Raw genomic sequence first — 24,109 nt, forward strand, 5'->3', positions numbered from 1 at the left:
GATGTCCGGTAGGACAGAGGCGGGCGAGAAGGAACTCATACTACGCAAGAGTTCCCTACCTCACACCTTCACCAACTGCTCCACGCGGTCCTTCTGGCCGAAAATGCGCAGATAGCGCTCGATCTCTTTCTCGTCGCCTGTCGACTTGGCCGGATTGTCGGAAAGCTTGACCGCCGGCCTGCCATTGGCCTCGGTGACCTTGCAGACCAGCGAGATGGCGTCGAGCCGGTTGGTCTCGGTCGGTGCGCAGCCTTCGAAATCATTGGTCAGGTTGGTGCCCCAGCCGAAGGACATGCGCACCTTGCCGCGGAAGTGGCGGTAGGTCTCCTCGATGGTCTCGACCTCAAGCCCGTCGGAGAAGATGAGCAGCTTCTGCTTGGGGTCCTTGCCCTTTTCGCGCCACCAGGAAATGATCTTCTCGCCGCCCTCGATCGGCGGCGCGCTGTCGGGGCGGAAGCCGGTCCAGTCGGCGACCCAGTCCGGCGCATCGCGCAGGAACGCCGCGGTGCCGAAGGTGTCCGGCAGCACGATCAGCAAATTGCCGCCGTAGTAGCGCTGCCAGTCCTGCAACACCTTATAGGGCGACTGCTTCAATTCCTTTTCCGAATTGGTGAGCGCGGCGAACACCATCGGCAGCTCATGCGCGTTGGTGCCGAGCGCTTCGAGGTCGTTGTCCATGGCGAGCAGGACGTTGGAGGTGCCGGTAAAGGCCTCGCCGATGCCCTCCTTCAACGCTTCGACGCACCAGCGCTGCCACAGGAACGAATGACGGCGGCGGGTGCCGAAATCCGAGATGCGGATGCCGGGCAGCGCCTTCAGCCGCTCGGTCTTGGCCCACATCTTGGCCTTGGCGCGGGCATAGAGCACGTCGAGCGCGAACGGCCCGAACGCCCGCATGGCCGCGCGAGATCGAAGTTCATTGATAATTGCCAGCGCCGGGATCTCCCACAGCGTCGTGTACATCCACGGGCCGCTGAAGGCGAGTTCGTATTGGCCGTCGCGCCTGGAGAGCTCGTATTCGGGCAGCCGGAAATTTTCCAGCCAGGCGAGGAATTCCGGTTCGAAGATCTGCTTGCGGCCATAGAAGGTGTTGCCGCCGAGCCAGATCATCTCTTTCTTCGAGAAGCGCAAGGTGCGGGCATGGTCGAGCTGCTCGCGCAGCTCCGTCTCGTCGATCTCCTCGGCAAGGCGGACCGAGGTGGTACGGTTGATCAGCGAGAAGGTGGCGTCGACCTTGGGATACATGCCCCAGATCATCTGCAGCATCAGAAGCTTGTAGAAATCGGTGTCGAGCAAGCTACGCACGATCGGGTCGAGCTTCCAGGTGTGGTTGTAGACGCGCCGCGCTATATCGGTCTTTGCCATCGCTCAATGCGCCTTCGCTGCTCGTTCTAGCTTTTGTCTAGCGCAATTCCGGACGGAAAACCGCTGCGCACTTTTCCTGGAATTGCTCCAAATGCCTCTTAGCATCGAATTTTTGAACGCGCCTCCCGCTTTGCGGGCTGGCCCGACAAAAAGAAGCCCCTGCGGCAAGCGGCGCCCACGGCAGTTTCGGCCTCAGGATGCGGTCTTGGCGCCGACCACCTTGAGCGCTGGACGCTTGCGGCGAAAGCCGATGCGGCCTGCCACCGGCGCGTCGGCGCGGCGATCGGCCTGCTCTTTCTCGGCAAACAGCCAGTCGATGAACAATTGCACGATCGGCGCCGACCGCATCTCGTTGCGGCAGACGACGTAGAAATCGTCGACGGCCGGCACGGAAAGGCTGAATGGCGCGACAAGCAGACCCCTGGCGAGCAGTCCGCTTGCCGTCACCGTGTCGCCGAGCGCCACGCCATGGCCGTGGACTGCGGCCTCGGTCGCCATGCGCGCGTCGCCGAGATGGTGGCGGCGGCCGCGCTCCAGGTCCAGCGCATCGGCGGCGGCCAGCCAGGTGTGCCATTCGCGGCCGTCGTCGCCATGCAGGAAGACGTGATCGGCGAGGTCGCGGACGGTGCGGATCGGGCGGTTGTTGATCAGCGTCGGGCTGACCACCGGGAACAGTTCGAGACCCGACCATTTGCGCATCCAGCAATCGGTCCAGCTGCCGTCACCATAGTGCACGCAGACATCGATATGCGGTGCGCGGACGTCCTTGGCATCATTGGATGGGATCAGCGTCAGCCGGATATCCGGATATTGCGAAGTGAAGCTGCCCAGCCGCGGGATCATCCACAGCAATAGCAGCGCCGGCACGCAGGATACCGATAGCGCGCCGGTGCTGGCCGGCCGTGTCATGCGCTGCGTGGCGGCGGCAATGCCGTCGAAGGCTGTCGACACCGCCGGCAGCAATTCGGCGCCGTGCGGCGTCAGCTTCACCCGCTGGCCGGCACGCTCGAACAGCTTGACGCCCAACGATTGCTCGAGCGCCTTGATCTGATGGCTGATGGCACCGTGGGTGACGTTCAGCTCGGCCGCCGCCTTGGTCAGCGAGGCATGGCGCGCCGTCGCCTCGAAGGCGCGCAGCGGGTTGAGCGGTGGCAAACGCTTGGCCATTTGGAACCTAAGCTCTGTGAGATTTTCTCACAGCGAACACCCTAACAATATCAATTGATTTTTCAATGCAGCTACAGGACACTTTGCCCAAGCATTGCATCAAGACGTGAAATCTGCAGGCAGCCAACGGCTGCGGCTATCGAGGCCGCCGTCCGCGCTGCACCAGCCATGGAGGACCGACATGGGTTATGACCGCGGCAAGCTCGAAGCGCTGCGCCGCAAATACGGCGAGAGCCATGGCGGCGAAATGTTCGACCCGAAATTCCAGCGTGTCGCCGACAAGATCTTCTCCAAGACCGGCACGCGGCTGGCGCCCTATTCCGGCATCCCGACCTTCCTCGCGGCGCCCTATCGTGAAATCGCCGCCGACAATCCGGATTTCGGCGATCTTCAGGTGGCGATGATCGGTGTGCCGATGGATCTGGGCGTCACCAACCGGCCGGGCGCCCGTTTCGGGCCAAGGGCGCTGCGCGCCATCGAGCGCATCGGCCCCTACAATCATGTGCTGGAATGCGCACCGACGCATGAGCTGAAAGTCGCCGACATTGGCGACATGCCGTTCCAGAGCCGCTACCGGCTGGAGACCAGCCATGACGACATCGAACGCCGCACCAACCAGATCGTCGACGCCGGCGTCCTGCCCTTGTCTGTCGGCGGCGACCATTCGATCAGCCACCCGATCCTGAAGGCTGTCGGCAAGAAGGCGCCGGTGGGCATGATCCATATCGATGCCCATTGCGACACCAGCGGCCTGTTCGACATGACCAAGTTCCACCATGGCGGTCCGTTCCGCAACGCGGTGCTGGACGGCGTGCTCGACCCGAGCCGCACCATCCAGATCGGCATTCGCGGCTCGGCCGAGTACCTTTGGGAGTTCACCTATGAGTCCGGCATGACCGTGGTGCATGCCGAAGAGGTGACCGGCCTCGGCATTCCCGCCATTATCGAGAAGGCGCGCAGGATAGTCGGCGACGGCCCGACCTATGTCTCCTTCGATATCGACAGCGTCGATCCTGCCTTCGCGCCGGGCACCGGCACGCCGGAGGTCGGCGGGCTGACGACGCGCGAAGTGCTCGAGCTGCTGCGCGGCCTGAAGGGCCTCAATATCGTCGGCGGCGACGTCGTCGAGGTGGCGCCGCAATATGACGCGACCACCAACACGGCGCATGCCGGCGCGCAGGTGCTGTTCGAGATCCTCAGCCTGATGGTCTTCAGCCCGGCAATCACCAGCAAGGCGGGCTGACACGCTCGACCATGATCCCGAAAAGTGGGAACCGGTTTTCGGAGACGATCATGGTCCACTAGAAAATCCCAAAGGCGACCGCCGCGCTGGAGCCGGCGGTTACACTCACACAAACAAGCTTCCAGCAGGGGAACGACAATGACACTTCACATGAAACTCAAATCATCCATCGCCGCCGTGCTGATGCTCGGAGCAACCGGCTTTGGTTTCACTACCCAGGCCGCCAATGCCGACGCTATCGACGACATCACCAAGGCCGGCGCCATCTATGTCGGCATCTTTTCCGATTTCCCACCCTTCTCCTCGGCCAGCGCCGACATGAGCATCAAGGGCTACGACATCGACGTGGCGCAATCCATCGCCGACCAGCTCAAGGTCAAGCTCAATCTGGTCAGCGTGACCGGCCAGAACCGCATCCCATATCTTACCGACAAGCGCGTCGACCTGCTGATGAGCGTCGGCTATTCCAAGGAGCGTGAGCAGGTGATCGATTTCGCCGCCGCCTACGCGCCTTACTACATCGCCGTCATCGGCCCGGCAGCACTTGCGGTCAAAGGCAAGGAAGACCTTGCCGACAAGTCGATCGCCGTCAATCGCGGCACGCTGGAGGACACCTCGCTGACCGAGGCAGCACCCGCCTCGGCCGACATCCGCCGCTTCGACAACTACAATTCCGTCATCCAGGCCTTCATTTCGGGCCAGACCCAGCTGATGGTGGTCGGCAACGATGTCGGCGCCCAGGTGCTCGCCCGCCAGGAGGCGCTGAAGCCGGAACAGAAATTCCAGCTTCTCACCTCGCCATCGCATATCGGCCTCAACAAGAAGGAAGACCGCCTCAAGCAAGCGGTCAACGATGCGGTTGCCAAGATGCTGGCCGACGGCAAACTGGACGAAAGCTCGAAGGCCTGGCTGAAGACACCGCTCGATCCCGCCAATCTCAAGGATTGACGGCTGGTGACCTATAGCCTCGACTTCGGCTGGCTTGCCGGGGCGACAGGGGCGATCGCGCGCGGCGCGGCCACGACGATCCTGTTGATCGCCGTGACCACGCTGGCGGGAACGTTGCTCAGCATCCTCGGCGCCGCAGGGCGGCGGAACGGCCCGCTGCTGCTCAAGCGGGCGATCGGCGTCTATGTCGAGGTGATCCGCAACACGCCGTTCCTGGTGCAGCTGTTCTTCATCTTCTTCGGGCTGCCAAGCATCGGCGTGAGGCTCGATCCCGTGCTGGCAGCCATGCTGGCGATGACGCTCAACATGGCGGCGTACACGATCGAGATCGTTGGCGCCGGACTCGACGCGGTGCCGCCCGGGCAGACGGAAGCGGCAATGGCGCTTGGGCTCAGGCCGCGCCAGGTCTTCATCAAGATCGTGCTGCCGCAGGCGCTCAAGGTGATCTATCCGGCGCTGACCAGCCAGATCGTCATCATGATGCTGGAATCCGCCGTCGTGTCGCAGATCGCGGTGCGCGAGCTGACCTACGAGGCCGACATGCTGCAGGCGCGCACGTTCCGGGCTTTCGAGACCTATTTCGTGGTGACGGTGGTCTATCTCATCCTGTCGATTGGGCTGCGCCGTCTGCTGATTGGCGGCGGACGCCGGCTTCTCGGAGCCGGCGTATCATGATCGAATTCACCTTCTGGGATATTCTGCGCAACCTGCTGCTGGCGGCGCGCTGGACGGTGCTGTTGTCGTTGGCTGCCTTTGTCGGCGGCGCCGTGGTCGGCATGATCGTGCTGTTCCTCCGGATCGCCAAGAATAAATGGGCGCGCCGGTTTGCCTCCGGCTACATCGCGCTTTTCCAGGGCACGCCGCTGCTGATGCAGCTCTTCCTGATGTTCTTCGGCTTGCCGATGCTGGGCCTGCGCATCGAGCCGTGGACCGCGGCGGTGCTTGGCCTGACCTTCTTTGCCAGCGCCTATCTCGCCGAGATCTGGCGCGGCGGCGTCGATGCATTGCCACGCGGCCAGTGGGACGCCGGCGCCAGCCTCGGCCTGCACTATCTGCAGGAACTCCGGCTGATCATCCTGCCGCAGGCGTTTTCGATCACCCGCGCGCCGACCGTCGGCTTCCTGGTGCAGCTGATCAAGTCGACCGCGCTGACCTCGATCATCGGTTTCGAGGAGCTGGTGAGGACATCCAACGCAATCAACAATGCGACCTTCGAACCGTTCAAAGTCTACGGGCTGGTAGCGCTGATCTTCTTCGTCATGTGCTTTCCGCTGACGCAATACGCACGTTCGCTCGAGCAGCGGGCGGCGGCCCGCTGAGCGGGCGACCAGCAATTCAACGCCCGAACACCAGCGGCGGCGCGATCCTGTCCCGCCGCAGCCAGCGTCCCAGCAGGAGCGCGGCGACCACCGCCAGCCCGGACGACAGGCCGATCCAGATGCCGACGCCGTTGAAGCCGAAATGGAAGGCGAGCAGCACGCCGAGCGGCAGGCCGATGCCCCAATAGCCGATCGCGGCATAGATCATCGGTACCTTGGTGTCGTGCAGGCCGCGCAGCATGCCGCTGGCGACCGCCTGCGCACCGTCAAAAACCTGGAACAGCGCGGCAAAGGCGAGGAACGACACGGCAAGCGCCACCACCTCGGCATTAGCCGGATTGCCCAGATCGATGAAGGCGCCGATCAAGAGATGCGGCCACAGGATCATCACCAGCCCCATCAGCGCCATGAAGGAGACACCGACGACATACGCGGTCCAGCCGGCCCGGCTGACACCTTCCGGATTGCCGGCGCCGTGGGCAAGTCCGACGCGCACCGTCACCGCCTGGTTGAGGCCGAGCGGCACCATGAAGGTGATCGAGGCGATCTGGATGGCGATCGCATGGGCGGCAAGCGAAGCCGCATCGATCAGGCCCATGAGAAAGGCCGCCGCGTTGAAAATCGTCACCTCAAACGCCAGCAGGCCGGCGATCGGCAGGCCGAGCCGCAGCAGGCCCTTGAAGCGCGGCCAATCGGCCCGCCAGAAGCGTCCGAACAGACGATAGCGCCGGAATTTCTTCTCAAGCATCACCACCGCCGCCATGCCGGCGAACATTAACGTGCTGGACAGCGTGGTGGCGAGGCCGGAGCCGGCGATGCCCATCGATTGGATGCCGAGATTGCCGAACATGAACAGCCAGTTGAAAAAGGCGTTGCAGGCGACGGCAACGAAAACGATGATCAGTGCCCAGCCCGGCCGCTCCAGCGCCGAAATGAACGAGCGCAGGACGATGTAGCCGAAAAAGGGCAGCACCGCCCATTCGAGCCAGCGCAGATAGATGCCGGCCTGATGCGCCAGCGCCGGTTCCTGACCCATGGCCAGCAACACGGCCTCGCCGTGCCAGAGAAAGACCCAGATCGGAATGCAAATGAGGATCGCCAGCCACAGACCCTGGCGCACGGTGCGGCGCAGGTCGCGCACCGAGTGGCGGCGACGGCCGAGCTCGGTCGCCATCATCGGCGAGGTCGCCAGCATCAATCCAAGTCCAAAGATCAGCGGCATGAAGTAAAGGTTGGCACCAAGCGCACCGCTGGCCAGCGTGTCCGGCCCCAGCCGCCCCATCATCATGACGTCGGTAGCGGTCATCGCGGTCTGACCGAGATTGGTCAGCACCATCGGCCAGGCGAGCGCCAGCATCGCCCTGATTTCCCGACGCCAAAGGTTTTCCGGCGCGCGAGCGTCGGCTTCGATCGCAGACATTTTTTCCGCCTATCCGATTGCGGCACGTCGGCAAGAGCCGGAAGCCGCGTCTCAGCGCGGAAAATGGCCAAGATCGGCCGGATTCCGCATTACGACGGGTTTGTCTATGAAATGGGCACCGGTGGCAAGAGGCTGACTTGCGGAAGGGTTAAGCCAGTCGGCTCAATGCAGGCTATTGGAGAGGCCATGGAAGCCGCTATGGTCACGGTGGATTCCTTTGAAAGGCAGCCTGATGAGCGCGTTTCCCGAAATCTATCTGGTTCGGCATGGCGAGACGGAATGGAGTGCGTCCGGAAAACATACCGGCCGGACCGACATACCGCTGACGCCGGCCGGCGAGGATGCGGCAAGGCGGGTCACTGAGCGGCTAAAGGGTCTATCCTTCTCGGCGGTGTGGTCGAGCCCGTCGCAGCGCGCCTTCAACACCTGTGCGCTGGCCGGCTTCGGCTCGTCAGGCGTGAAGAAGGACGATCTGGCGGAGTGGGATTATGGTGCCTATGAGGGATTGACCACCAAGCAAATCCTTGCCGAGCGTCCCGGTTGGCGGCTCTTTCGCGACGGCTGCCCGCGCGGCGAGTCCGCCACGGATGTAGGCTCGAGGGCGGACCGGATCGTCAGCCAGTTGCTCGAGGCCAGCGGCAATGTCCTGGTCTTCTCAAGTTCGCATTTCCTGAGGGTGCTAGCCGCACGCTGGCTCGGCCTGCCACCGCAAGACGGCGCGCTTTTCGTGCTGGCTACCGCCAGCGTAAGCGTGATCGGTTATGAGCACGGCCTTGACGAACCGGTCGTCCGGCGCTGGAACCAGAGATAGCCGCCGATCCCGATCTATCGGATCGCGTCCAGCGCCTGCCTTTGCCGATGCATCTCGAGAAACACGCGGTAGTCGCGATCGAACCGGCCGGCGGCAGCCGGATTGGGCTCGCGCGTCCTGCCGCCTTGCTGCATGGCGACGCAAGCGGCGTTCAAATCGGGAAAAAGCCTGGCAGCGGTGGCGGCAATCATGCCGGTGCCGAGCAGCACCGCCTCGTCCGCCAGCGGCTCGACCACCGTGCATCCGGTGGCGTCGGCATAGAGCTCCATCAGCAAGGGGTTCTTGGTGTGGCCGCCGGTGACGTGCAGCGTGTCGATCAGATAGCCGTTCTCGTTCAGCGCCTCCAGCACATGGCGGACGCCAAGCGCGATGCTGACGGCGGTGCGCCAATAGAGCTTGCACAGACTGTCGAAGGACGAATCCAGCGTCAGCCCGCTGATGACGCCTACGGCATGCGGGTCGGCGAGCGGCGAGCGGTTACCGTGAAAATCGGGCAGCACATGCAGCCTGGCGGCGAGGTTGTCTCCTTCAGCGGCGCGCAGCTCGGCGACGCGGCGGGCGATCCTGGCATGCATGGCGGCATCCGGCTCGCCGCCGGCGCCATGCCAGCGGATGATGTGATCGAGCAGCGCGCCGGTGGCTGACTGGCCACCTTCCGACAGCCACAGGCCGGGAAGGGCGGCGCCATAGTAAGGACCCCAAACACCGGCGAAAGGCTGCGGATCGGGCGACATCGCCATGACGCAACTCGACGTCCCGGCGATCAGGGCCAGATGGCGGCCGATATCCTTCGCGTTGCCGGCGAAGCCTCCGAGCACGCCAAGCGCGCCGGCATACGCATCGATGACGCCTGCACCGACCCGGCATTTTTCGGTGAGGCCAAGCTCCGCCGCGGCTTGCGCGTTAAGCGCACCGATATCGGCACCGACCGGGCTTGCCTTTTCCGGCAGATTGCCGTGCTCGAAAAGGTCGCCGAGCCCGACGGCTTCGAAGAAGTCGCGCCGCCAGCCGGTCGCTTCATGGGCAAGATAGGTCCATTTGGCGGTCAGCGTGCATTGTGAACGGGCGAGCGAGCCGGTTGCCTTCCAGGTCAGGAAGTCGGTGAGGTCGAATAGGTAGCCGGCTTCGTTCCATGTTCCGGGCAGGTTGCGCTTCAGCCACATCAGCTTCGGCGTCTCCATTTCCGGCGACATGACGCCGCCGATATAGTCGAGCACGGCATGGCCGCTTTCGGTGCATTCGTCGGCCTCGGCAATGGCGCGATGATCGAGCCATACGATGGTGTCCCAGCGTCTTTCGCCTGATACCGACACGCTGAGCTGGCCGCCATGCCGGTCTCGCACCACCAGCGAGCAGGTGGCGTCAAAGGAGATGCCGACGATATCCTCAGCCTTCACGCGCGCCTTTTCGCGGGCAGCGCGGACGGCCATGCACACCGCCGACCATATATCCTGCGAATCGTGCTCGGCGTGGTCGGCTTTCGGCTGTTGCATGGCGATCGGGTGCTCGGCGCGGCCGAGCAAGGCGCCACCGGTGTCGAGAATGCCGGCACGGGCGCTTCCGGTGCCGACATCGACCGCGCAAACGAAACTGTTGGTCAAGGTGTTCTTGCTCTCGCTCCCAGGCCTGCAATCAGATCGGGCAATTGCAGCATGTCAGCGAATATAAAGTCCGGCTCACTCGACGCAAGCCGCGCTTTCAGTGCCGGGTTGCCGGTGTGCGAGCCCCCGGTGAAGGCAAGGACGCGCATGCCTGCCACCCGCGCCGCTTGGATGCCGGCCGGGCTGTCCTCGACGACGAGGCAGTTTCGCGGGTCCGCTCCCATTTTAGCAGCCGCATGGAGAAAAAGATCGGGCGCCGGTTTGCCCCGCGCCACCATGGCAGCGCTGAACAAATGCGGCTCCAGCAGCCCAAGCAACCCCGTAACCTTGAGCGCATAGCGGATCCGCTCCAGCGTGCCGGAGGAGGCGACGCAGCACGGCACGCCGAGCTTCGGCAGGACCTGTGCCATGCCTGGCATCGGTTTCAGCTCCTGGCGAAACTTGCGCATCAGTTCGGAGCGCATCTCGGTCAGATGCTGGTCGGTGAGATCGAGCCCGAAGTCGCTTGCGAGGATTTCGCGGACGCTCTTCATGCTCTTGCCGAGGAAGTGCTCGTAGGCAACGTCCTCGCTGACGTTGCCGCCGGCAAGCGCGATCATCTCCAGCAATGCCGAGACGGACAGCATCTCGCTATCCACCAGCACGCCGTCACAGTCGAAAATGACCAGTTCAGGCGTCATCGCGCTGGATCGGCTTCAGAGGTCGCCGGCGAGATAGCGCGTCAGTGTCGCGCGCGCGCCGTCCGCCCACAGCGATTTGAGCGCATGGGCGAACGCTTCGGCGAACGGCGGCGAGCGGCCGACATCGCCATAGATGTCCTCCATGGCAAGCCAGGCGGCAGGCATGTCCCTGGCCGCCTTGGCCGTCCCCTGCAACCGGCCCCAGTTCGGGTCGTTGGGCTCGGTGACGGCACCGGAATCCGTGGTGCCGAAGCAGTAGCGACACCAGAGCGCAGATTCCAGCGCCAGGCCGGTGACACTTTTGCCAGCCTTCAGCCGGTCAGCGATGGTCGGAATGATGAATTTCGGCTGGCGGTTAGAGCCGTCGAGGCAAAGCCGGCGTATGGTGTCGCCGATCTTCGGATTGGAGAAGCGGTGCTCGATGAGCTGGTAGTAATCTTCGAGGTCGGTGTCCGGAACCGGCGGCACGGTCGGGATGATTTCGTCATGCTCGAGCTTGTCGAGGAAGCCGCGTACCAGCGGCTCCTGCATCGCCTCATGGACGAAATGGATGTCCATCAGCCCGGCCGGATAAGCGATGGTCGCATGGCCGCCATTGAGGATGCGGATCTTCATCAGCTCATATGGCGCGACATCGCTGACGAACTGCACGCCGACCTGTTCCAGCGGCGGGCGGCCGTCGATGAAACGATCCTCCAGCACCCACTGCTTGAACGGCTCGCAAAACACCGGCCAATTGTCGTCGAGGCCGAACTCGCTGGAGAGAATGCCGCGCTCGCGGTCGGTGGTGGCCGGCGTGATGCGGTCGACCATGCCGTTGGGAAAGGCGACGTTTTCGCTCACCCAGTTTGCCAAACCTTCGTCGATCAGCCGCGCCAGGCCGACGACGCCATCCGAGGTGACGTGGCCGTTATGGGGGATGTTGTCGCAGGACATGACGGTGAAGGGCACGATGCCGTCGGCGCGGCGGCGCAGCAGCCCGGCGAGGATGAGGCCGAAGACGGTCTTCGGCGTCGCCCCCGGGTCAGCGTCGGCAACGATGTCGGGATGTGTCGGATTGAAGACGCCGGAAGCCGGATCGATGAAATAGCCACCCTCGGTAATGGTCAGGGAAACGATCTTGATCGCCGGATCGGCAAGCCGCTCGACGATTGCGGGCGCGTCGCCCGGCATCAGGAAATCGATCATAACGCCGGTGACGCGCGCGCTCATATGGCCGCTGTCCTGCTCGACCACGGTGGTCAGCCAGTCCTGTTCCTGCAGCTTGCCGCGGCCGACCTTCTCGCCCTCGAAGACGCCGGCGCCAACGATGGCCCAGTCGTGGCCGACGCCCGAATTGAAGAGGTCGTCGAGATAGACGGCCTGATGCGAGCGATGGAAATTGCCGACGCCGAAATGCACGATGCCGGCCTTGAGCGCGGCGCGATCATATTTCGGGCCGGCGACCTTGGGCGGCAGCTTGGCGAGTATGGAAGAAGAGAGTTTCACGGACATCTGCTTTACCCTTTAGCGGGACGACTCTTCCCCCCGTGGAGGAGACGGGGAGAAGAGCGCCTTCGCCCCCTCAACTCATCCACTGGCCGCCATCGACATTGTAGGTCTGGGCAACGATGTATTCGGCCTCATCGCTGGCCAGGAACACCGCCATGCCGGTGAGGTCTTGCGCCGTGCCCATGCGGCCATAAGGCACGGCTTCGCCGACCAGCCTCTTCTTTTCGCCTTTCGGCCGGTTCTCGAACTTGGCGAACAGGGCATCGACGTGATCCCAATGCTCGCCGTCGACGACCCCCGGTGCTATCGCGTTGACATTGATGCCGTGCTTGATCAGGTCTAGCCCTGCCGACTGGGTGAGCGAGATGACCGCCGCCTTGGTGGCGCAGTAGACGGCGACCAGCGCCTCGCCGCGGCGCCCGGCCTGGCTTGCCATGTTAATGATCTTGCCGCCCTTGCCGCGGGCAATCATCGAACGGGCCGCAGCCTGAACCGTAAACAGTGTGCCGGCGACGTTGACCGAGAACAATTTGTCGTAGCTCGCCTTGCTGATCTCGACGACCGGCGCCAGGTCGAACAGCGCAGCGTTGTTGATCACGATATCGAGGCCGCCGGCCCTTGTCTCGACCGCCTTGACGGCCGCATCGATCGACGCGAGATCGGTGACGTCCAGCTTCACCGCGTAGGCGTTGCCGCCGATTTCCGAAGCCGTCTTCTCGGCAGCCTCGAGATTGATGTCGCCGATGGCGACGGTCGCGCCCTCCCGCATGTAGGCTTCGGCAAACGCCCTGCCGATGCCGCGCGCCGATCCGGTGATCAGCGCCGATTTACCTCCGAGCCTCATTGCAGCATCGCCTTCCCATCGGCGCCAAAACGATGCAGCTTGGTCTTGTCCGGTGTCAGATAGATTGTGTCGCCGTGATGGGCGGCAAGTTCGCCGTCGGCACGCACCGTCAGCTGCCCGACACCATCCGCCTGGACGTGCAAAAACGTGTCGGAGCCGAGATGTTCGGCAACGCCGACGGTCGCCTTCCAGTCGCCTGACGTCTTCGAAATGTTCATATGCTCCGGGCGGATGCCGACTGTCCTGGCGCCATATTTGGCGGCCGGCTCGCCTTCGATCAGGTTCATCTTCGGCGAGCCGATGAAACCGGCGACGAACAGGTTCTTCGGTGTCTTGTAGAGCTCCATCGGCGAGCCGACCTGCTCGATATTGCCGGCGTTGAGCACGACGATTTTGTCGGCCATGGTCATGGCCTCGATCTGGTCGTGGGTGACGTAGACCATGGTGGTCTTGAGCTGGTGATGCAGCTCGCTGATCTCCAGCCGCATGGTGCCGCGCAGCGCCGCGTCGAGATTGGACAAAGGCTCGTCGAACAGGAAGGCGGAAGGCTGGCGCACGATGGCGCGGCCGATGGCGACGCGCTGCCGCTGGCCGCCGGAGAGCTGGCCGGGGCGGCGATCTAGGTAGTTGGTGAGGTTCAAGATGCGGGCGGCGTCCTTCACCTTCTTGTCGATGGTCGCCTGGTCCTCGCCCGCCATCTTCAGGGGGAAAGCGATGTTCTTGGCCACCGTCATATGCGGGTAAAGCGCATAGGACTGGAACACCATGGCCAGCTTGCGCTTGGCCGGCGCCTCGCCGGTGACGTCGCGGCCATCGATGATGATGGTGCCGCCGCTGGTGTCCTCCAGGCCGGCAATCAGACGCAACAGCGTGGACTTGCCGCAGCCCGACGGGCCGACGAAGACGACGAACTCGCCGTTCTCGATGACCAGGTCGAGGCCGGGGATGATGGACGTCGCCCCGAAGGATTTGGAGACGTTCTTGAGCGTGATGTTTCCCATGATTTCCTCCCCCGAAGGGCTGTTTTTCGTTTTGCGTCAGGCGATGCCCGTTACTTTACCGCCCCAAACGTCAGGCCGCGGACCAGCTGCTTCTGGCTGAACCAGCCCATGATCAGGATCGGCGCGATCGCCAGTGTCGAGGCGGCCGAAAGCTTGGCCCAGAACAGCCCCTGCGGACTGGAGAAGGAGCTGATGAAAGCGGTGAGCGGCGCTGCCTCGGTGGTGGTCAGCCGGATCGTCCAGAACGCCTCGTTCCAGGCGAGGATGATGTTGAGCAGCATGGTCGAGGCGATGCCCGGCACCGCCATCGGCGTCAGCACGTAGATGATCTCGTTCCAGAGCGATGCGCCGTCCATGCGCGCCGCTTCCAGGATCTCGCCCGGGATCTCGCGGAAATAGGTGTAGAGCATCCAGACCACGATCGGCAGGTTGATCAACATCAGCATGACCATCAGGCCGATGCGGCTGTCGAGCAGTCCTGTATCGCGGAAGATCAGATAGATCGGGAACAGCACGGCGACGGCCGGCATCATTTTGGTGGAAAGCATCCACATCAGGATGTCCTTGGTGCGTTTGCTTGGCGAAAACGCCATCGACCATGCCGCCGGAACGGCGACAAGCAGAGCCAGGACGGTCGAGCCGACCGACAGGAACACCGAGTTCAGGAAGAATTTGAAATAACCGTTCTGCGCCTGGACCTCGGAATAGCTCTCCGTGGTTCCCGACGGGAACAGGTTGAAGCCCTGGATGGCCTCCTGCTCCGATTTGAACGAAGTGATGATCGTATAGAGGATCGGGAAGAAGATCAGTAGCGCGACGATCCAGGCGGCCGCGGTCGCAATCGTCTTGTGCTGGGTGGTGACTGCACGTGCCATCGTCAGGTCCTCCCGTATCGGCGATGTTGGCGGCAGGGTCGACCCCCACTCCGGTTTGCTGCGCAAACCACCTCTCCCCCGATCGACGGGGTAGAGGAAGGGTGCGGCTTCGATGCAGGCGTTTCCTCTCCCCCGGGCAGGGGGAGAGGTGTCCCGCGCAGCGGGACGGAGTGGGGGTGGTTCAGCGCACGTGCCATCGTTTCCTCCCTTATTTATCCAAATTCTTGCCGACGGCGCGCATGGCGAAGAAGGCGACGATGTTGGCGAGAATGACTGCGATGATACCGCCGGCGGACGCCTGGCCGATTTTGAACTCCAGCAATGCCTTCTGGTAGACGAGGAAGGGCAGGTTGGTGGAGGCATAACCCGGGCCGCCATTGGTGGTGACGAGGATCTCGGCATAGACCGACAGAAGGAAGATCGTCTGGATCAGGATGACCACGGTTATGGCGCGCGACATATGCGGCAGCGTCAAATAGATGAAGCGGCTGATGAAGCCGGCGCCGTCCATTTCGGCGGCTTCCTTCTGCTCGCCGTCGAGCGACTGAAGCGCGGTCAACAGGATCAGCGTCGCAAACGGCAGCCACTGCCAGGCGACGATGATGATGATGGCCAAAAGCGGGTGCTGCCCGAACCAGTCGATCGGCTGCCCGCCGAAGAAGCGCGCAATATCGGCGAAGACGCCGTATTGCGGATGCATGATCATGTTCTTCCAGACCAGTGCCGCCACCGGCGGCATGACGAAGAACGGCGAGATGACGAGGATGCGGACGATGCCCTGTCCCCACATCGGCTGATCGAGCAGAAGGGCCAGCAAGATACCGCCGATCACCGTGATCAAAAGCACGCTGACGACGATGGTGAGCGTGTTGAGGATCGACTGCAGGAATGCCGGGTTGGAATAGAACAGCGCGTAGTTCGAAAACCCGACGAAGCCGTCGCGCATCGGATTGAGCGGATTGTACTGCTGGAAGGAGAACCACAGTGTGAATGCCAGCGGTACAATCATCCAAACCAGCAGCAGCACCACGGATGGCGCCATCATGAAGCGGGCAAGCGAACGGGTCTGCTGAGTAGCCATGACGGTCACCCTTCGAGGTCAGCCAAGTTTTCAGCGGTGTGAAAGCCGGCCGCCCGAACTGGGATTCGGGCGGCCGTTGCCGGTCGCCATTGGCAACCGGCACCGGGAGGAGCCTACTTGATGTAACCGCCCTCGGTCATCGTCGCGGTGGCGGCGTCCTGCGCCTGCTTCAGGGCGTCGTCGACGCTCGACTGGCCGGCAAGTGCCGCCGAGAAGAGCTGGCCGACAGTGGTGCCGAGGCCCTGGAACTCAGGAATGGCGACGAACTGGACGCCGACATAAGGCACCGGCTTGACGGTCGGATGCGTCGGATCGGCGGAGTTGATCGAGTCCAGCGTCATCTTGGCGAAAGGTGCTGCCTTCTGGTACTCGGGATTGGCATAGAGCGAGGAGCGCGTTCCCGGCGGAACGTTGGCCCAGCCTTCCTTCGAGGCGACGAGCTCGGCATAATGCTTGCTGGTAGCCCAGGATACGAACTTTTGAGCGGCGTCGGCCTTCTGCGTGCCGGCGGGGATGGCCAGCGACCAGGCCCACAGCCAGTTGCCGCGCTTGCCGAGGCCATTGTCCGGCGCCAGCGCATAGCCAACCTTGTCGGCGACGGTGGAGTTCTTCGGATCAGAGACGAAGGAAGCAGCGACGGTGGCGTCGATCCACATGCCGCATTTGCCCTGCTGGAATAGCGCCAGGTTTTCGTTGAAGCCGTTGGATGATGCGCCCTCGGGGCCATCGGCCTTCATCAGGTCGACATAGAACTGCAGCGTGTTCTTCCACTCGGGCTGGTCGAATTGCGGCTTCCAGTTCTCGTCGAACCAGCGCGCGCCGAACGAGTTCGACATGGCGGTCAGGAAGGCCATGTTCTCGCCCCAGCCGGCCTTGCCGCGCAGGCAGACGCCGTTCACGCCGTTGGCGCGGTCGGTCATCTTGTCGGCAGCCTGCTTGATGAAGTCCCAGGTCGGTGCATCGGGCATCTTGAGCCCGGCCTTTTCCATCAGATCCTTGCGGTACATGACGAAGGAGCTTTCGCCGTAGAACGGCGCGGCGTAGAGCTTGCCGTCGACCGACAAGCCGCCGGCAATGGCCGGGATGATGTCCTTGACGTCATAGTCGTCGCCGAGCTTGTCGAGCGGCAGGAGCCAGCTCTGCTTGGCCCAGATCGGCACCTCGTAGGTGCCGATGGTCATCACGTCGTATTGGCCGCCCTTGGTGGCGATGTCGGTGGTGACGCGCTCGCGCAGGACATTTTCCTCGAGCGTGACCCACTGCAGCTGGATGTCGGGATTCGTTGCGGTGAAGTCGTCGGTCAGCTTCTGCATGCGGACCATGTCGCCATTGTTGACCGTGGCGATGGTGATGGATTCGGCATGCGCGGCGAAAGCAAGCGCGCTGGCCGGCAACAGGCCTAGGGTGAACGTGCGAAGTTTCATCAAAATTCCTCCCATGAACCAAGATGAGCATTTGCCTTGGCTGTGAGCAATTACTCACTTGCCGCAAATTATGTCAAGCCGGATTCGTTGCTGCAGCGCAGCACGCGGTCTCGTGCAGCGGCAAGCCTGGGACACTCGCGGTATATGTGGAGAAGGGTTGGGTCGGGCTCATCGCGCCGTCAAAAGCCGGAGCTTTGCTGTCCGGGTGGCCTGGATTCGGCCTACTGGCAAGCGATCTCGTTCAGGATCCAATCACGAAAGGCGCGGATCTTCGGCACGTTGCGCCGCGCTGTCGGGTAGACCAGCCAATAGGCATGGCCGTCGTCACCAACAAGATCGAAGGGCTGAATCAGGCGGCCGTCGGCAAGTTCGGTCTTGAACAGCGCCTTGGTGACGATCGCCACGCCGTGGCCGGCAATCGCGGCATTGGCCTCGTAGGCCTGCGCGCCCATGCTGGTGCCGGTGCGTTTGGCCAATTCCGCGACCGGCAGGCCGGCGGCGGCAAACCAGTCCCGCCACCAGATGTCGCCCGGGTCGAGGATCGGCAGCCGTAGCAGGTCGGCCGGTTCGTTGACGCCGCCGATGCTTGCCGCGAGCTTTGGACTAAGGACCGGCGTGAAGTCGGCCCGGAACAGCATATGGGTCTCGACGCCCGGCCAATTGCCGCCGCCGGAGCGGATGGCGATGTCGATATCCTCTCTGGCAAAGTCGACAACCCTGTTCGAGGTATCGACGCGCACCGCCAGCGACGGATGCGCGACCTGGAACGAGCCGAGATGCTGCGCCAGCCAATTGGAGGCAAAGGTCAGCAGCGTCGAAACGCAAAGCACGCCATCGGCGCCGGTGCGCGCGGCGGCATAGGCGCCGCTCAACAGCGCGAACGCTTCGCTGACCGCGGGCGCCAGGCGTTGGCCAGGTTCGGTCAGCACGATCTGTTTTGGCTGGCGCAGGAACAAGGGTGCGCCGATGCGCTCCTCCAAAAGCTTGATCTGATAGCTTGCCGCCGCCTGCGTCATGCCAAGCTCCTGGGCGGCCTTGGTGAACGAGAGATGCCGCGCCACCGCCTCGAACACCCGGATCGCCTGAAGCGGAGGAAGCTGCGAAACCAGCTGTCGTGAATTGAGCTCCGGCATAAGCCCTCCTTATGGGCAATGATCGACGTTTGATTGGCGGCACCGGCCGGTCCTACCGATATTCCGTGTTGAAGATCAATTACGCCTAGAGATAGCGAAGGCTGACGATCATGACCACATTACAGGAAAAGCTGCTTCTTGCTCCAGCCCATGGCTGGTTTTCACGGCTGGCGCGGGGATTGGCAAGGCACGCGGCGCGGAAACGGGCCTATCTCGACGTCCGGGAACTGCCGCCGCATCTCCAGCGCGACATGGGCTTCCTCGACGGCAACGATCCTTGTGGCCGGCACCAATAATGTCGCTCGTTTTATCGAGGGTTCAGCTGCGTTTCGATTTCACCTGATCGTTTCCGACCGCCAGCGGCTCTGAGATCATGCGCCGGCCAGCAAGGCGGCGGCGGTCCGCTCATCGGTGATGAGGCCGTTGACCAGCCGCCGGTTGACGGCGGCGAAGATGCCCGGCAGCTTGCGGTCGCCCATGGCAAGCGCGATCACCAGCGACTTTTCGCGCGACGGCAGCGGTGCCGACGAGACCCGGTCGTTGGTGATGCCCTCGATCATGCGGCCGTCACGATCGAATACCCAGCCGACGATCTCGGCGACGCCGCCGGCCTTCTGCAGCGCCTTCAATTCACCCTCCGAAATGAAGCCGTCCTCGTAAAGCGGCGCCTTCGGGCCAAGATCGCCGATGCCGACAAAGGTGACGTCGGCCTCGGCCGCAAGCGCCAGCGTCGGCTGGATCATCGGCTGGCTGAGCAGCATCTCGCGCTCCTCCGGCGAGGAGGCGATGACCGGCAAAGGCATCGGAAACGAGCGCGCCTTGACCCTGTCGGCCATGGTGAAGATGACGTTGTAGAAGGCCGCCGAACCGTCTGGCGAGATATTGCCGGTCAGCGACACCACCTTGTGCTGCGGGCATTCCATCGGCGGCAGCTGCTCGATCGCGGCCTTCAGCGTGCGGCCGGTGCCGATCGCCATGACGATCGGTGTGGGCGACCGCAGCCGCCGTTCGATCTCCGCCGCCGCCGCCTCCGCGACCCCGATGACGGTGGAGGACGAAGAAGGGTCGCTCGGCACCACCTCGACCAGATCAAGCGCAAAGCGCGATTTCAGCCGTGCCGCAAGGTCGAGGCAATTGGCGATCGGATGGTCGACGCGCACCTTGATCAACCCTTCGGAGACCGCGAGCGACACCAGCCGCTGCGCCGTCTGCCGCGAGATGCCAAGCGTGGCGGCGATCTGGTCCTGGGTGTTGCCTGCGACATAATAGAGCCAGCCGGCGCGCGCCGCATCGTCCAGCCTGTTGCCGCCGCTATCCTGCCGCGAATTCAAGGTCCTGCCTCCCTACTCCGCCGACCATAAGGGGCGGAGCCTCATAGTTTCGCAGGGAATGAACTTGCGCGCAATTGCCTATTGCAAGAGCAATTGCTTAGGGTCCCGGATCTGGTATTTCAAGCGAGGCGGCCATCGCCGACGCAGTCTCTCAAAATAATCCGGGCAGTGTTGGTCGCACGGGCTCAGTTCTCGCAGCCGCGGCGGTTTATCTCCCACGCTAAACGCTTTAAGGGATTTTGGAGAATGGAGCCTTGCATGACGCTGAAAGCGGTTTTCTGGGATATGGACGGCACGCTGGTCGACAGCGAACCGCTGCACGAGGCGGCGCTGATTGCGGCGCTGCACAGCGTTGGCATCGCCCCGCCAACCGACCTGCATGAGCGGGTGCTCGGCATCGCCGCATGGCCGGTCTACGAGATGCTGCGCGACGAGTTCGGCCTCGACCTGCCTTTCGACGACTGGATCGTGCGCAAATACGATCACTATCTGCCGATGGCGCAAACGCTGAGGCCACGCAGCGGCGCGATCGAGATTTTCAACGAGCTGCGCAAGCTTGGCGTGGAGCAGGCGGTGGTGTCCAATTCGGACAGGCTGATCGTCGACGCCAATCTGCGCGCGGTCGGCCTTTTCTACCCCGGCATGAAGACCATCAGCCGCAACGACGTGCGCGAAGGCAAGCCGCATCCCGAGCCATTCCTGCGCGCCGCCTGGCTGGCCGGCGTCGATCCCGCCGAGGCCGTAGCGGTCGACGACAGCATGACCGGCGCCACGGCGGGGCTGGCGGCGGGAATGAAGACGGTCTTCTGGCCGGAGGCGCCGATGGAAGGGCCGCCGGGCGCGATTGTCATCAACAGCGCCGACGAATTGCGAGCCCATCTGGGACTTTAAGCTTGGCTGAAAAGGCCGCCTCAAGCTAGACTTCCTGCAACGCCGATGATTGGCGAAACCAGCGATGACAGCGTCCTTCTCCCCGTCATTGTACGGGGAGAAGTGCCCGGCAGGGCGATGAGGGGCGGCGCCGAGCTTGACAATTAACGCCCCTTTCCGGGCGCATTGAGATCACTGGCAGGCCGAGTTTTGAGTTCGTCGCAGGCTTTCGGGCGCTTGCGCTGCCCCTCATCCGCCTGCCGGCACCTTCTCCCCGTATAGCGACGGGGAGAAGGGCGCAGCTCAGTACCGGTAGACAGGCTCCTGCTCGTCGAGGATCGCCTTCAGTTCGGAGAGGTGGCGTTCGGCCTGGCCCGGATAATCTTCCTGTTCCCTTGCCGCTTTCTCGGCGATCTCGTCCGACAATACCCGCAGCGGCCGGCCGGTCCACAGCGCCTTGATGTAGGTTTCGGCGGCGCGCTCGAAATAGAACATGCGGTTGAAGGTGTCGGCGACGCTGTCGCCGATGACCAGCACGCCATGGTTGCCCATCACCATCACCTTGACCTTCGGGTCGACAAGAAGCTGCGAGCAGCGCTCGCCCTCTTCCTCGAGGGCCAGCCCGCCATAATGAGCGTCGACGACATGGCGGTTGAAGAAGATCGCCGAGTTCTGGTCGACCGGCGGCAGCGTCGAGTCGGCGAGCGAGGCAAGCACGGTGGCGTGGATCGAGTGGACATGCATGACGCAGCGCGCATGACGCACGTTGCGATGGATGGCGCCGTGCAGGCCCCATGCCGTCGGGTCGGGCGCATTCGGGCCTGTCAGCGTGTCGGGATCATTGGCGTCGATCAAAAGCAGGTCGCTCGCCTTGATGCGCGAAAAATGCACCTGGTTAGGGTTCATCAGGAATTGCGAGCCATCGTCGTTGACCGCCAGCGAGAAATGGTTGGCCACCGCCTCGTGCATGTTGAGCCGCGCCGTCCAGCGGAAGGCGCAAGCGAGGTCGACGCGCTCCTCATAGAACGGCAGGTTGGTCAGCACTTCCTTCTGCAGGCGCGTGATGCTCATCGTATGTCTCCGCGAATGGAGCGAGCATGCCGCGCGGCTGGAACACCCGCAACCGATTTCGTTTGGTGCAGGCGAGCGCTGTCGCCTTACGCCGCCGTGCTGGTGGCGGTGCCGGCTCTCAGCCCGCCCTGTTCGACGATGAAATCGATCACTTCCTGCAGTCCCTTGCCGCGCGACAGGTCGGTGAAGCCGAACGGCCGTTTGCCGCGCATGCGGGCAGCGTCGCGTTCCATGACGTCGAGATTGACGTTCACATAGGGCGCAAGGTCGCTCTTGTTGATGACCAAGAAATCGGACCGGGTGATCGCCGGTCCGCCCTTGCGCGGAATCTCCTCGCCCTGGCAAACCGAGATGACATAGAGCGTCAGGTCGGCAAGGTCCGGCGAGAAGGTGGCGGCGAGGTTGTCGCCGCCCGATTCGATGAAGATGATGTCGAGATCCGGGAATTTTTTGGTCATTTCGGCAATCGCCTGCAGATTGATCGAGGCGTCCTCGCGGATGGCGGTGTGCGGGCAGCCGCCGGTCTCGACGCCGATGATGCGATCCTCGGGCAGCGCCTGGAGGCGCGCCAGCATCATGGCGTCCTCCTTGGTGTAGATGTCGTTGGTGACGACGGCGATCGAGAACTCGTCGCGCAGCGCCTTGCAGAGCTTTTCGGTGAGCGTCGTCTTGCCGGAGCCGACCGGACCGCCGATGCCGATGCGAAGAGGGCCGTTCGGGGATATCATGCGGGGAACTCCGTGAAGGCAAGGATGGCGAAGCCGAGGCCGATCAGCAGGCACAGCGGCGAATAATAACGCAGATCGAGCCGCGCGAAAGGTTGCTCGGGCGTCAGCCGGCGCCACCACGGCGTGAAGCCGGCAATGCCGCGCGCCAGGAAAACCAGCGCGATGAGCAGCGACGTGGCGGCAAGCCCGGCCTTGGGAAAGGGCGTGGCAAAGATGCCCTCGAGCGCCATCGGCCACAGTGTCGCCAGGCCGAGGCAGGCGGCAACGGCGAAGCTGGCGAAGGGTGCCGGCATTTCGTCGACGCCATGAAAGCCGATGACGGCGCGGGCGCAGGAGGCAGCATCCCTGCCCGGCCAGATGCCGCCAATGGCCCAATAGACATGCAGCGCGGTGATCAGCAGCAGGACCAGCGAGAGGGCGAAAGCGAGGACGATCATGAGCGGAACAGCCGCGAATACTGGGTCTCGTGCCTACTCGCCGTGATGTCGGAGATAAAAGCGCAGCCGCCGAGATCGTCGAGCGTCGAGCCGGTAGCGCGGGCCGCGGTCGCCAAGGCCAGCGGCTCGAAGCCGGCGAGCAGCGTCATCGCAGCACTCTGGCCGACGACACCGAGCCGGATCGCTGCCTGGACGAGGTTGGAAAAGAAGGCCTGCAGGAAGGCGCCCAGCGCGTCCCGCAGCATAAATCCGTGGCCGCCGGCGACGGCACCGACGGCGACGCAATAGGCACATTCGGCCGGCAGGCGGTCCAGCACCTGGCACGGCCAGGCCGAGGCCGCCTTCAGGAAGGCGGCGCCCTGCAGCATGGTTTCGGCATGACGCTCGCGCGAGCCGGCTAAGGCCTCGCCGAGCGCAGCGACCTCGACGAGATCGCCGGCTTCGCGCGCCCGGCGCCAGCTTTCGGCAAACAGCACCGCATCGTTCCAGCCGGAACCCATCTCGACCAGCGTTTCCAGCCACGCGGCGAGGTCTTTGCTGTCGGCAACCAGCCCGGCATGCACGGCTTGTTCCAGGCCATGGCTGTAGGAAAAGCCGCCGACCGGGAAGGAAGGCGACAGCCACGCCATCAGCCGCAACAATGCAATGTTGGAAGGCTGGTCAGTCATGGTCATGGTCGTGCGAATGGCTGTGGGAATGCGATTCGCTATGGCTATGAGAATGCGCTTCGGCGTGGCTGTGCGTATGCGCCTCGGCATGAGCATGGCCGTGCCCGCCATGGCCGGAATAAGCGCCGCGCACCGGCTTGAACGGCTCGGAGACGTCGCTCACAATGGCGCCCAATCCCTCCAGCATCGCCTTGATGACATGGTCGCGCAGGATGAGGATGCGCCCAGCTTCGATTGCGGCGGCGAGATGGCGGTTGCCGATGTGCCAGGCAAGCTCGGCCAGATGGACAGGATCGCTGGCCCTGATGTCGTAGAGCGGCTCCTCGGCCGCGATGATCTCGATTTGGCGGCCATCCTCCAGCACCAGCCGGTCACCATGGTTCAACGTCACCGGTTCGGGCAGGTCGACCAGCACCTTGTCGCTACGGGCCGTTTCGATGGCGCGACGGCGCAGATGCCGCTCGTCATGAGCAAGCACTGCGCTGTCATATGGCGTAGTGGTTCCGGCTTCGCCTGCGGCCAGGACGGAGACGGCGCGCGGGAATTTGGTGAAGTCGGTGCGAATATCGAGCTTCATGTAAGACTGCCTTTCGCAAAAAGC

General features: G+C 63.5%; 25 protein-coding genes. 7 read left to right on the forward strand and 18 right to left on the reverse strand.

Translation table 11 applies throughout. From position 1 onward, the window contains the following. Positions 1-60: 60 nt before the first annotated feature. On the reverse strand, positions 61-1,365 hold the full coding sequence (gene pncB / locus NKJ09_RS10300) for a nicotinate phosphoribosyltransferase (protein WP_352484344.1): 1,305 nt from the start codon (positions 1,363-1,365) through the stop codon (positions 61-63). A 192-nt stretch (positions 1,366-1,557) separates the two neighbouring features. After that, on the reverse strand, positions 1,558-2,532 hold the full coding sequence (gene gcvA / locus NKJ09_RS10305) for a transcriptional regulator GcvA (protein WP_023722516.1): 975 nt from the start codon (positions 2,530-2,532) through the stop codon (positions 1,558-1,560). Between the two features lie 181 nt (positions 2,533-2,713). On the opposite strand from gcvA (NKJ09_RS10305), the gene speB reads away from it, so the two are divergent. The 4 genes from speB (at position 2,714) to NKJ09_RS10325 (ending at position 6,042) form a co-directional block, all read left to right on the forward strand. Then, on the forward strand, positions 2,714-3,775 hold the full coding sequence (gene speB / locus NKJ09_RS10310) for an agmatinase (RefSeq protein ID WP_352495048.1): 1,062 nt from the start codon (positions 2,714-2,716) through the stop codon (positions 3,773-3,775). A 138-nt stretch (positions 3,776-3,913) separates the two neighbouring features. Continuing rightward, positions 3,914-4,723, forward strand: a complete 810-nt coding sequence (locus NKJ09_RS10315; protein WP_352495049.1) for a transporter substrate-binding domain-containing protein — start codon at positions 3,914-3,916, stop codon at positions 4,721-4,723. A 6-nt stretch (positions 4,724-4,729) separates the two neighbouring features. Beyond that, positions 4,730-5,398 carry an amino acid ABC transporter permease gene (locus NKJ09_RS10320; RefSeq protein WP_023722519.1) on the forward strand — a complete coding sequence of 223 codons (669 nt, stop codon included), beginning with the start codon at positions 4,730-4,732 and terminating at the stop codon, positions 5,396-5,398. After that, entirely contained in the window at positions 5,395-6,042 is a 648-nt protein-coding gene (locus NKJ09_RS10325) for an amino acid ABC transporter permease (protein WP_352484347.1), read from the forward strand. The genes NKJ09_RS10320 and NKJ09_RS10325 overlap by 4 nt, the downstream gene beginning before the upstream one ends. A gap of 16 nt (positions 6,043-6,058) precedes the next feature. Here the strand turns inward: NKJ09_RS10325 and NKJ09_RS10330 are convergent, their stop codons facing one another. After that, the gene (locus NKJ09_RS10330; RefSeq protein ID WP_352484348.1) at positions 6,059-7,462 is read right to left on the reverse strand and encodes an MATE family efflux transporter; all 1,404 of its coding nucleotides are present in this window, start codon (positions 7,460-7,462) and stop codon (positions 6,059-6,061) included. Positions 7,463-7,691: 229 nt separating this feature from the next. On the opposite strand from NKJ09_RS10330, the gene NKJ09_RS10335 reads away from it, so the two are divergent. Further along, the gene (locus NKJ09_RS10335) at positions 7,692-8,273 is read left to right on the forward strand and encodes a histidine phosphatase family protein (protein WP_352495113.1); all 582 of its coding nucleotides are present in this window, start codon (positions 7,692-7,694) and stop codon (positions 8,271-8,273) included. A gap of 14 nt (positions 8,274-8,287) precedes the next feature. On the opposite strand, the gene NKJ09_RS10340 is transcribed toward NKJ09_RS10335, so the two are convergent. The 9 genes from NKJ09_RS10340 to gcvA (NKJ09_RS10380) form a co-directional block, all read right to left on the reverse strand. Next, positions 8,288-9,874 carry an FGGY-family carbohydrate kinase gene (locus NKJ09_RS10340; RefSeq protein WP_352495050.1) on the reverse strand — a complete coding sequence of 529 codons (1,587 nt, stop codon included), beginning with the start codon at positions 9,872-9,874 and terminating at the stop codon, positions 8,288-8,290. Beyond that, a complete protein-coding gene (locus NKJ09_RS10345; RefSeq protein ID WP_352484350.1) occupies positions 9,871-10,554 on the reverse strand; it encodes an HAD family hydrolase in 684 nt (227 codons plus the stop codon). Before NKJ09_RS10345 ends, NKJ09_RS10340 begins: the two co-directional genes overlap by 4 nt. A 15-nt stretch (positions 10,555-10,569) precedes the next feature. Next, on the reverse strand, positions 10,570-12,048 hold the full coding sequence (locus NKJ09_RS10350) for a mannitol dehydrogenase family protein (protein WP_352495051.1): 1,479 nt from the start codon (positions 12,046-12,048) through the stop codon (positions 10,570-10,572). A gap of 70 nt (positions 12,049-12,118) precedes the next feature. Beyond that, the gene (locus tag NKJ09_RS10355) at positions 12,119-12,889 is read right to left on the reverse strand and encodes an L-iditol 2-dehydrogenase (RefSeq protein WP_352495052.1); all 771 of its coding nucleotides are present in this window, start codon (positions 12,887-12,889) and stop codon (positions 12,119-12,121) included. Then, the gene (locus NKJ09_RS10360; RefSeq protein WP_023722527.1) at positions 12,886-13,890 is read right to left on the reverse strand and encodes an ABC transporter ATP-binding protein; all 1,005 of its coding nucleotides are present in this window, start codon (positions 13,888-13,890) and stop codon (positions 12,886-12,888) included. The genes NKJ09_RS10355 and NKJ09_RS10360 overlap by 4 nt, the downstream gene beginning before the upstream one ends. Positions 13,891-13,940: 50 nt before the next feature. Further along, positions 13,941-14,765 carry a carbohydrate ABC transporter permease gene (locus NKJ09_RS10365; protein ID WP_352484354.1) on the reverse strand — a complete coding sequence of 275 codons (825 nt, stop codon included), beginning with the start codon at positions 14,763-14,765 and terminating at the stop codon, positions 13,941-13,943. Between the two features lie 208 nt (positions 14,766-14,973). Continuing rightward, on the reverse strand, positions 14,974-15,846 hold the full coding sequence (locus NKJ09_RS10370) for a carbohydrate ABC transporter permease (RefSeq protein WP_031195183.1): 873 nt from the start codon (positions 15,844-15,846) through the stop codon (positions 14,974-14,976). Between the two features lie 113 nt (positions 15,847-15,959). After that, positions 15,960-17,270, reverse strand: a complete 1,311-nt coding sequence (locus NKJ09_RS10375; RefSeq protein ID WP_352495053.1) for an ABC transporter substrate-binding protein — start codon at positions 17,268-17,270, stop codon at positions 15,960-15,962. Positions 17,271-17,491: 221 nt separating this feature from the next. Continuing rightward, positions 17,492-18,403 (reverse strand): transcriptional regulator GcvA, encoded by a 912-nt coding sequence (gene gcvA / locus NKJ09_RS10380; protein WP_023722531.1) that lies wholly within the window; start codon positions 18,401-18,403, stop codon positions 17,492-17,494. Positions 18,404-18,513: 110 nt separating this feature from the next. Here gcvA (NKJ09_RS10380) and NKJ09_RS10385 point away from each other — a divergent pair, with 110 nt between their 5' ends. Continuing rightward, on the forward strand, positions 18,514-18,699 hold the full coding sequence (locus NKJ09_RS10385; protein ID WP_352495054.1) for a hypothetical protein: 186 nt from the start codon (positions 18,514-18,516) through the stop codon (positions 18,697-18,699). Positions 18,700-18,774: 75 nt separating this feature from the next. Here NKJ09_RS10385 and NKJ09_RS10390 read toward each other — a convergent pair whose 3' ends face one another. Beyond that, positions 18,775-19,734 (reverse strand): sugar-binding transcriptional regulator, encoded by a 960-nt coding sequence (locus NKJ09_RS10390; protein ID WP_023722533.1) that lies wholly within the window; start codon positions 19,732-19,734, stop codon positions 18,775-18,777. A 258-nt stretch (positions 19,735-19,992) separates the two neighbouring features. Between NKJ09_RS10390 and NKJ09_RS10395 the strand changes: the two genes are divergently transcribed. Next, positions 19,993-20,625 carry an HAD family hydrolase gene (locus NKJ09_RS10395; protein ID WP_023722534.1) on the forward strand — a complete coding sequence of 211 codons (633 nt, stop codon included), beginning with the start codon at positions 19,993-19,995 and terminating at the stop codon, positions 20,623-20,625. A 282-nt stretch (positions 20,626-20,907) separates the two neighbouring features. On the opposite strand, the gene NKJ09_RS10400 is transcribed toward NKJ09_RS10395, so the two are convergent. The 5 genes from NKJ09_RS10400 to NKJ09_RS10420 form a co-directional block, all read right to left on the reverse strand. Continuing rightward, on the reverse strand, positions 20,908-21,675 hold the full coding sequence (locus tag NKJ09_RS10400; protein ID WP_023722536.1) for a class II aldolase and adducin N-terminal domain-containing protein: 768 nt from the start codon (positions 21,673-21,675) through the stop codon (positions 20,908-20,910). A gap of 86 nt (positions 21,676-21,761) precedes the next feature. After that, positions 21,762-22,403 (reverse strand): urease accessory protein UreG, encoded by a 642-nt coding sequence (ureG, locus tag NKJ09_RS10405; protein WP_023722537.1) that lies wholly within the window; start codon positions 22,401-22,403, stop codon positions 21,762-21,764. Beyond that, the gene (locus NKJ09_RS10410; RefSeq protein ID WP_023722538.1) at positions 22,400-22,840 is read right to left on the reverse strand and encodes a DUF3995 domain-containing protein; all 441 of its coding nucleotides are present in this window, start codon (positions 22,838-22,840) and stop codon (positions 22,400-22,402) included. Before NKJ09_RS10410 ends, ureG begins: the two co-directional genes overlap by 4 nt. Continuing rightward, positions 22,837-23,508: an urease accessory protein UreF gene (locus tag NKJ09_RS10415; RefSeq protein WP_352495055.1), complete on the reverse strand. Its 672-nt coding sequence runs from the start codon at positions 23,506-23,508 to the stop codon at positions 22,837-22,839. Before NKJ09_RS10415 ends, NKJ09_RS10410 begins: the two co-directional genes overlap by 4 nt. Next, positions 23,501-24,085, reverse strand: coding sequence for an urease accessory protein UreE (locus NKJ09_RS10420; RefSeq protein ID WP_352495056.1), 585 nt, complete (start codon positions 24,083-24,085; stop codon positions 23,501-23,503). The genes NKJ09_RS10415 and NKJ09_RS10420 overlap by 8 nt, the downstream gene beginning before the upstream one ends. Positions 24,086-24,109 lie beyond the last annotated feature (24 nt).

It is taken from the genome of Mesorhizobium sp. M0189, assembly GCF_040322135.1.
GTDB lineage: Bacteria > Pseudomonadota > Alphaproteobacteria > Rhizobiales > Rhizobiaceae > Mesorhizobium.

Coding starts and splice junctions, on each gene's coding strand:
- pncB (WP_352484344.1), bottom strand. CDS start 1,365: ATGGCAAAGACCGATATAGCGCGGCGCGTCTACAACCACACCTGGAAG.
- gcvA (WP_023722516.1), bottom strand. CDS start 2,532: ATGGCCAAGCGTTTGCCACCGCTCAACCCGCTGCGCGCCTTCGAGGCG.
- speB (WP_352495048.1), top strand. CDS start 2,714: ATGGGTTATGACCGCGGCAAGCTCGAAGCGCTGCGCCGCAAATACGGC.
- NKJ09_RS10315 (WP_352495049.1), top strand. CDS start 3,914: ATGACACTTCACATGAAACTCAAATCATCCATCGCCGCCGTGCTGATG.
- NKJ09_RS10325 (WP_352484347.1), top strand. CDS start 5,395: ATGATCGAATTCACCTTCTGGGATATTCTGCGCAACCTGCTGCTGGCG.
- NKJ09_RS10330 (WP_352484348.1), bottom strand. CDS start 7,462: ATGTCTGCGATCGAAGCCGACGCTCGCGCGCCGGAAAACCTTTGGCGT.
- NKJ09_RS10345 (WP_352484350.1), bottom strand. CDS start 10,554: ATGACGCCTGAACTGGTCATTTTCGACTGTGACGGCGTGCTGGTGGAT.
- NKJ09_RS10350 (WP_352495051.1), bottom strand. CDS start 12,048: ATGTCCGTGAAACTCTCTTCTTCCATACTCGCCAAGCTGCCGCCCAAG.
- NKJ09_RS10355 (WP_352495052.1), bottom strand. CDS start 12,889: ATGAGGCTCGGAGGTAAATCGGCGCTGATCACCGGATCGGCGCGCGGC.
- NKJ09_RS10360 (WP_023722527.1), bottom strand. CDS start 13,890: ATGGGAAACATCACGCTCAAGAACGTCTCCAAATCCTTCGGGGCGACG.
- NKJ09_RS10365 (WP_352484354.1), bottom strand. CDS start 14,765: ATGGCACGTGCAGTCACCACCCAGCACAAGACGATTGCGACCGCGGCC.
- NKJ09_RS10370 (WP_031195183.1), bottom strand. CDS start 15,846: ATGGCTACTCAGCAGACCCGTTCGCTTGCCCGCTTCATGATGGCGCCA.
- NKJ09_RS10375 (WP_352495053.1), bottom strand. CDS start 17,270: ATGAAACTTCGCACGTTCACCCTAGGCCTGTTGCCGGCCAGCGCGCTT.
- gcvA (WP_023722531.1), bottom strand. CDS start 18,403: ATGCCGGAGCTCAATTCACGACAGCTGGTTTCGCAGCTTCCTCCGCTT.
- NKJ09_RS10385 (WP_352495054.1), top strand. CDS start 18,514: ATGACCACATTACAGGAAAAGCTGCTTCTTGCTCCAGCCCATGGCTGG.
- NKJ09_RS10395 (WP_023722534.1), top strand. CDS start 19,993: ATGACGCTGAAAGCGGTTTTCTGGGATATGGACGGCACGCTGGTCGAC.
- NKJ09_RS10400 (WP_023722536.1), bottom strand. CDS start 21,675: ATGAGCATCACGCGCCTGCAGAAGGAAGTGCTGACCAACCTGCCGTTC.
- ureG (WP_023722537.1), bottom strand. CDS start 22,403: ATGATATCCCCGAACGGCCCTCTTCGCATCGGCATCGGCGGTCCGGTC.
- NKJ09_RS10410 (WP_023722538.1), bottom strand. CDS start 22,840: ATGATCGTCCTCGCTTTCGCCCTCTCGCTGGTCCTGCTGCTGATCACC.
- NKJ09_RS10415 (WP_352495055.1), bottom strand. CDS start 23,508: ATGACTGACCAGCCTTCCAACATTGCATTGTTGCGGCTGATGGCGTGG.
- NKJ09_RS10420 (WP_352495056.1), bottom strand. CDS start 24,085: ATGAAGCTCGATATTCGCACCGACTTCACCAAATTCCCGCGCGCCGTC.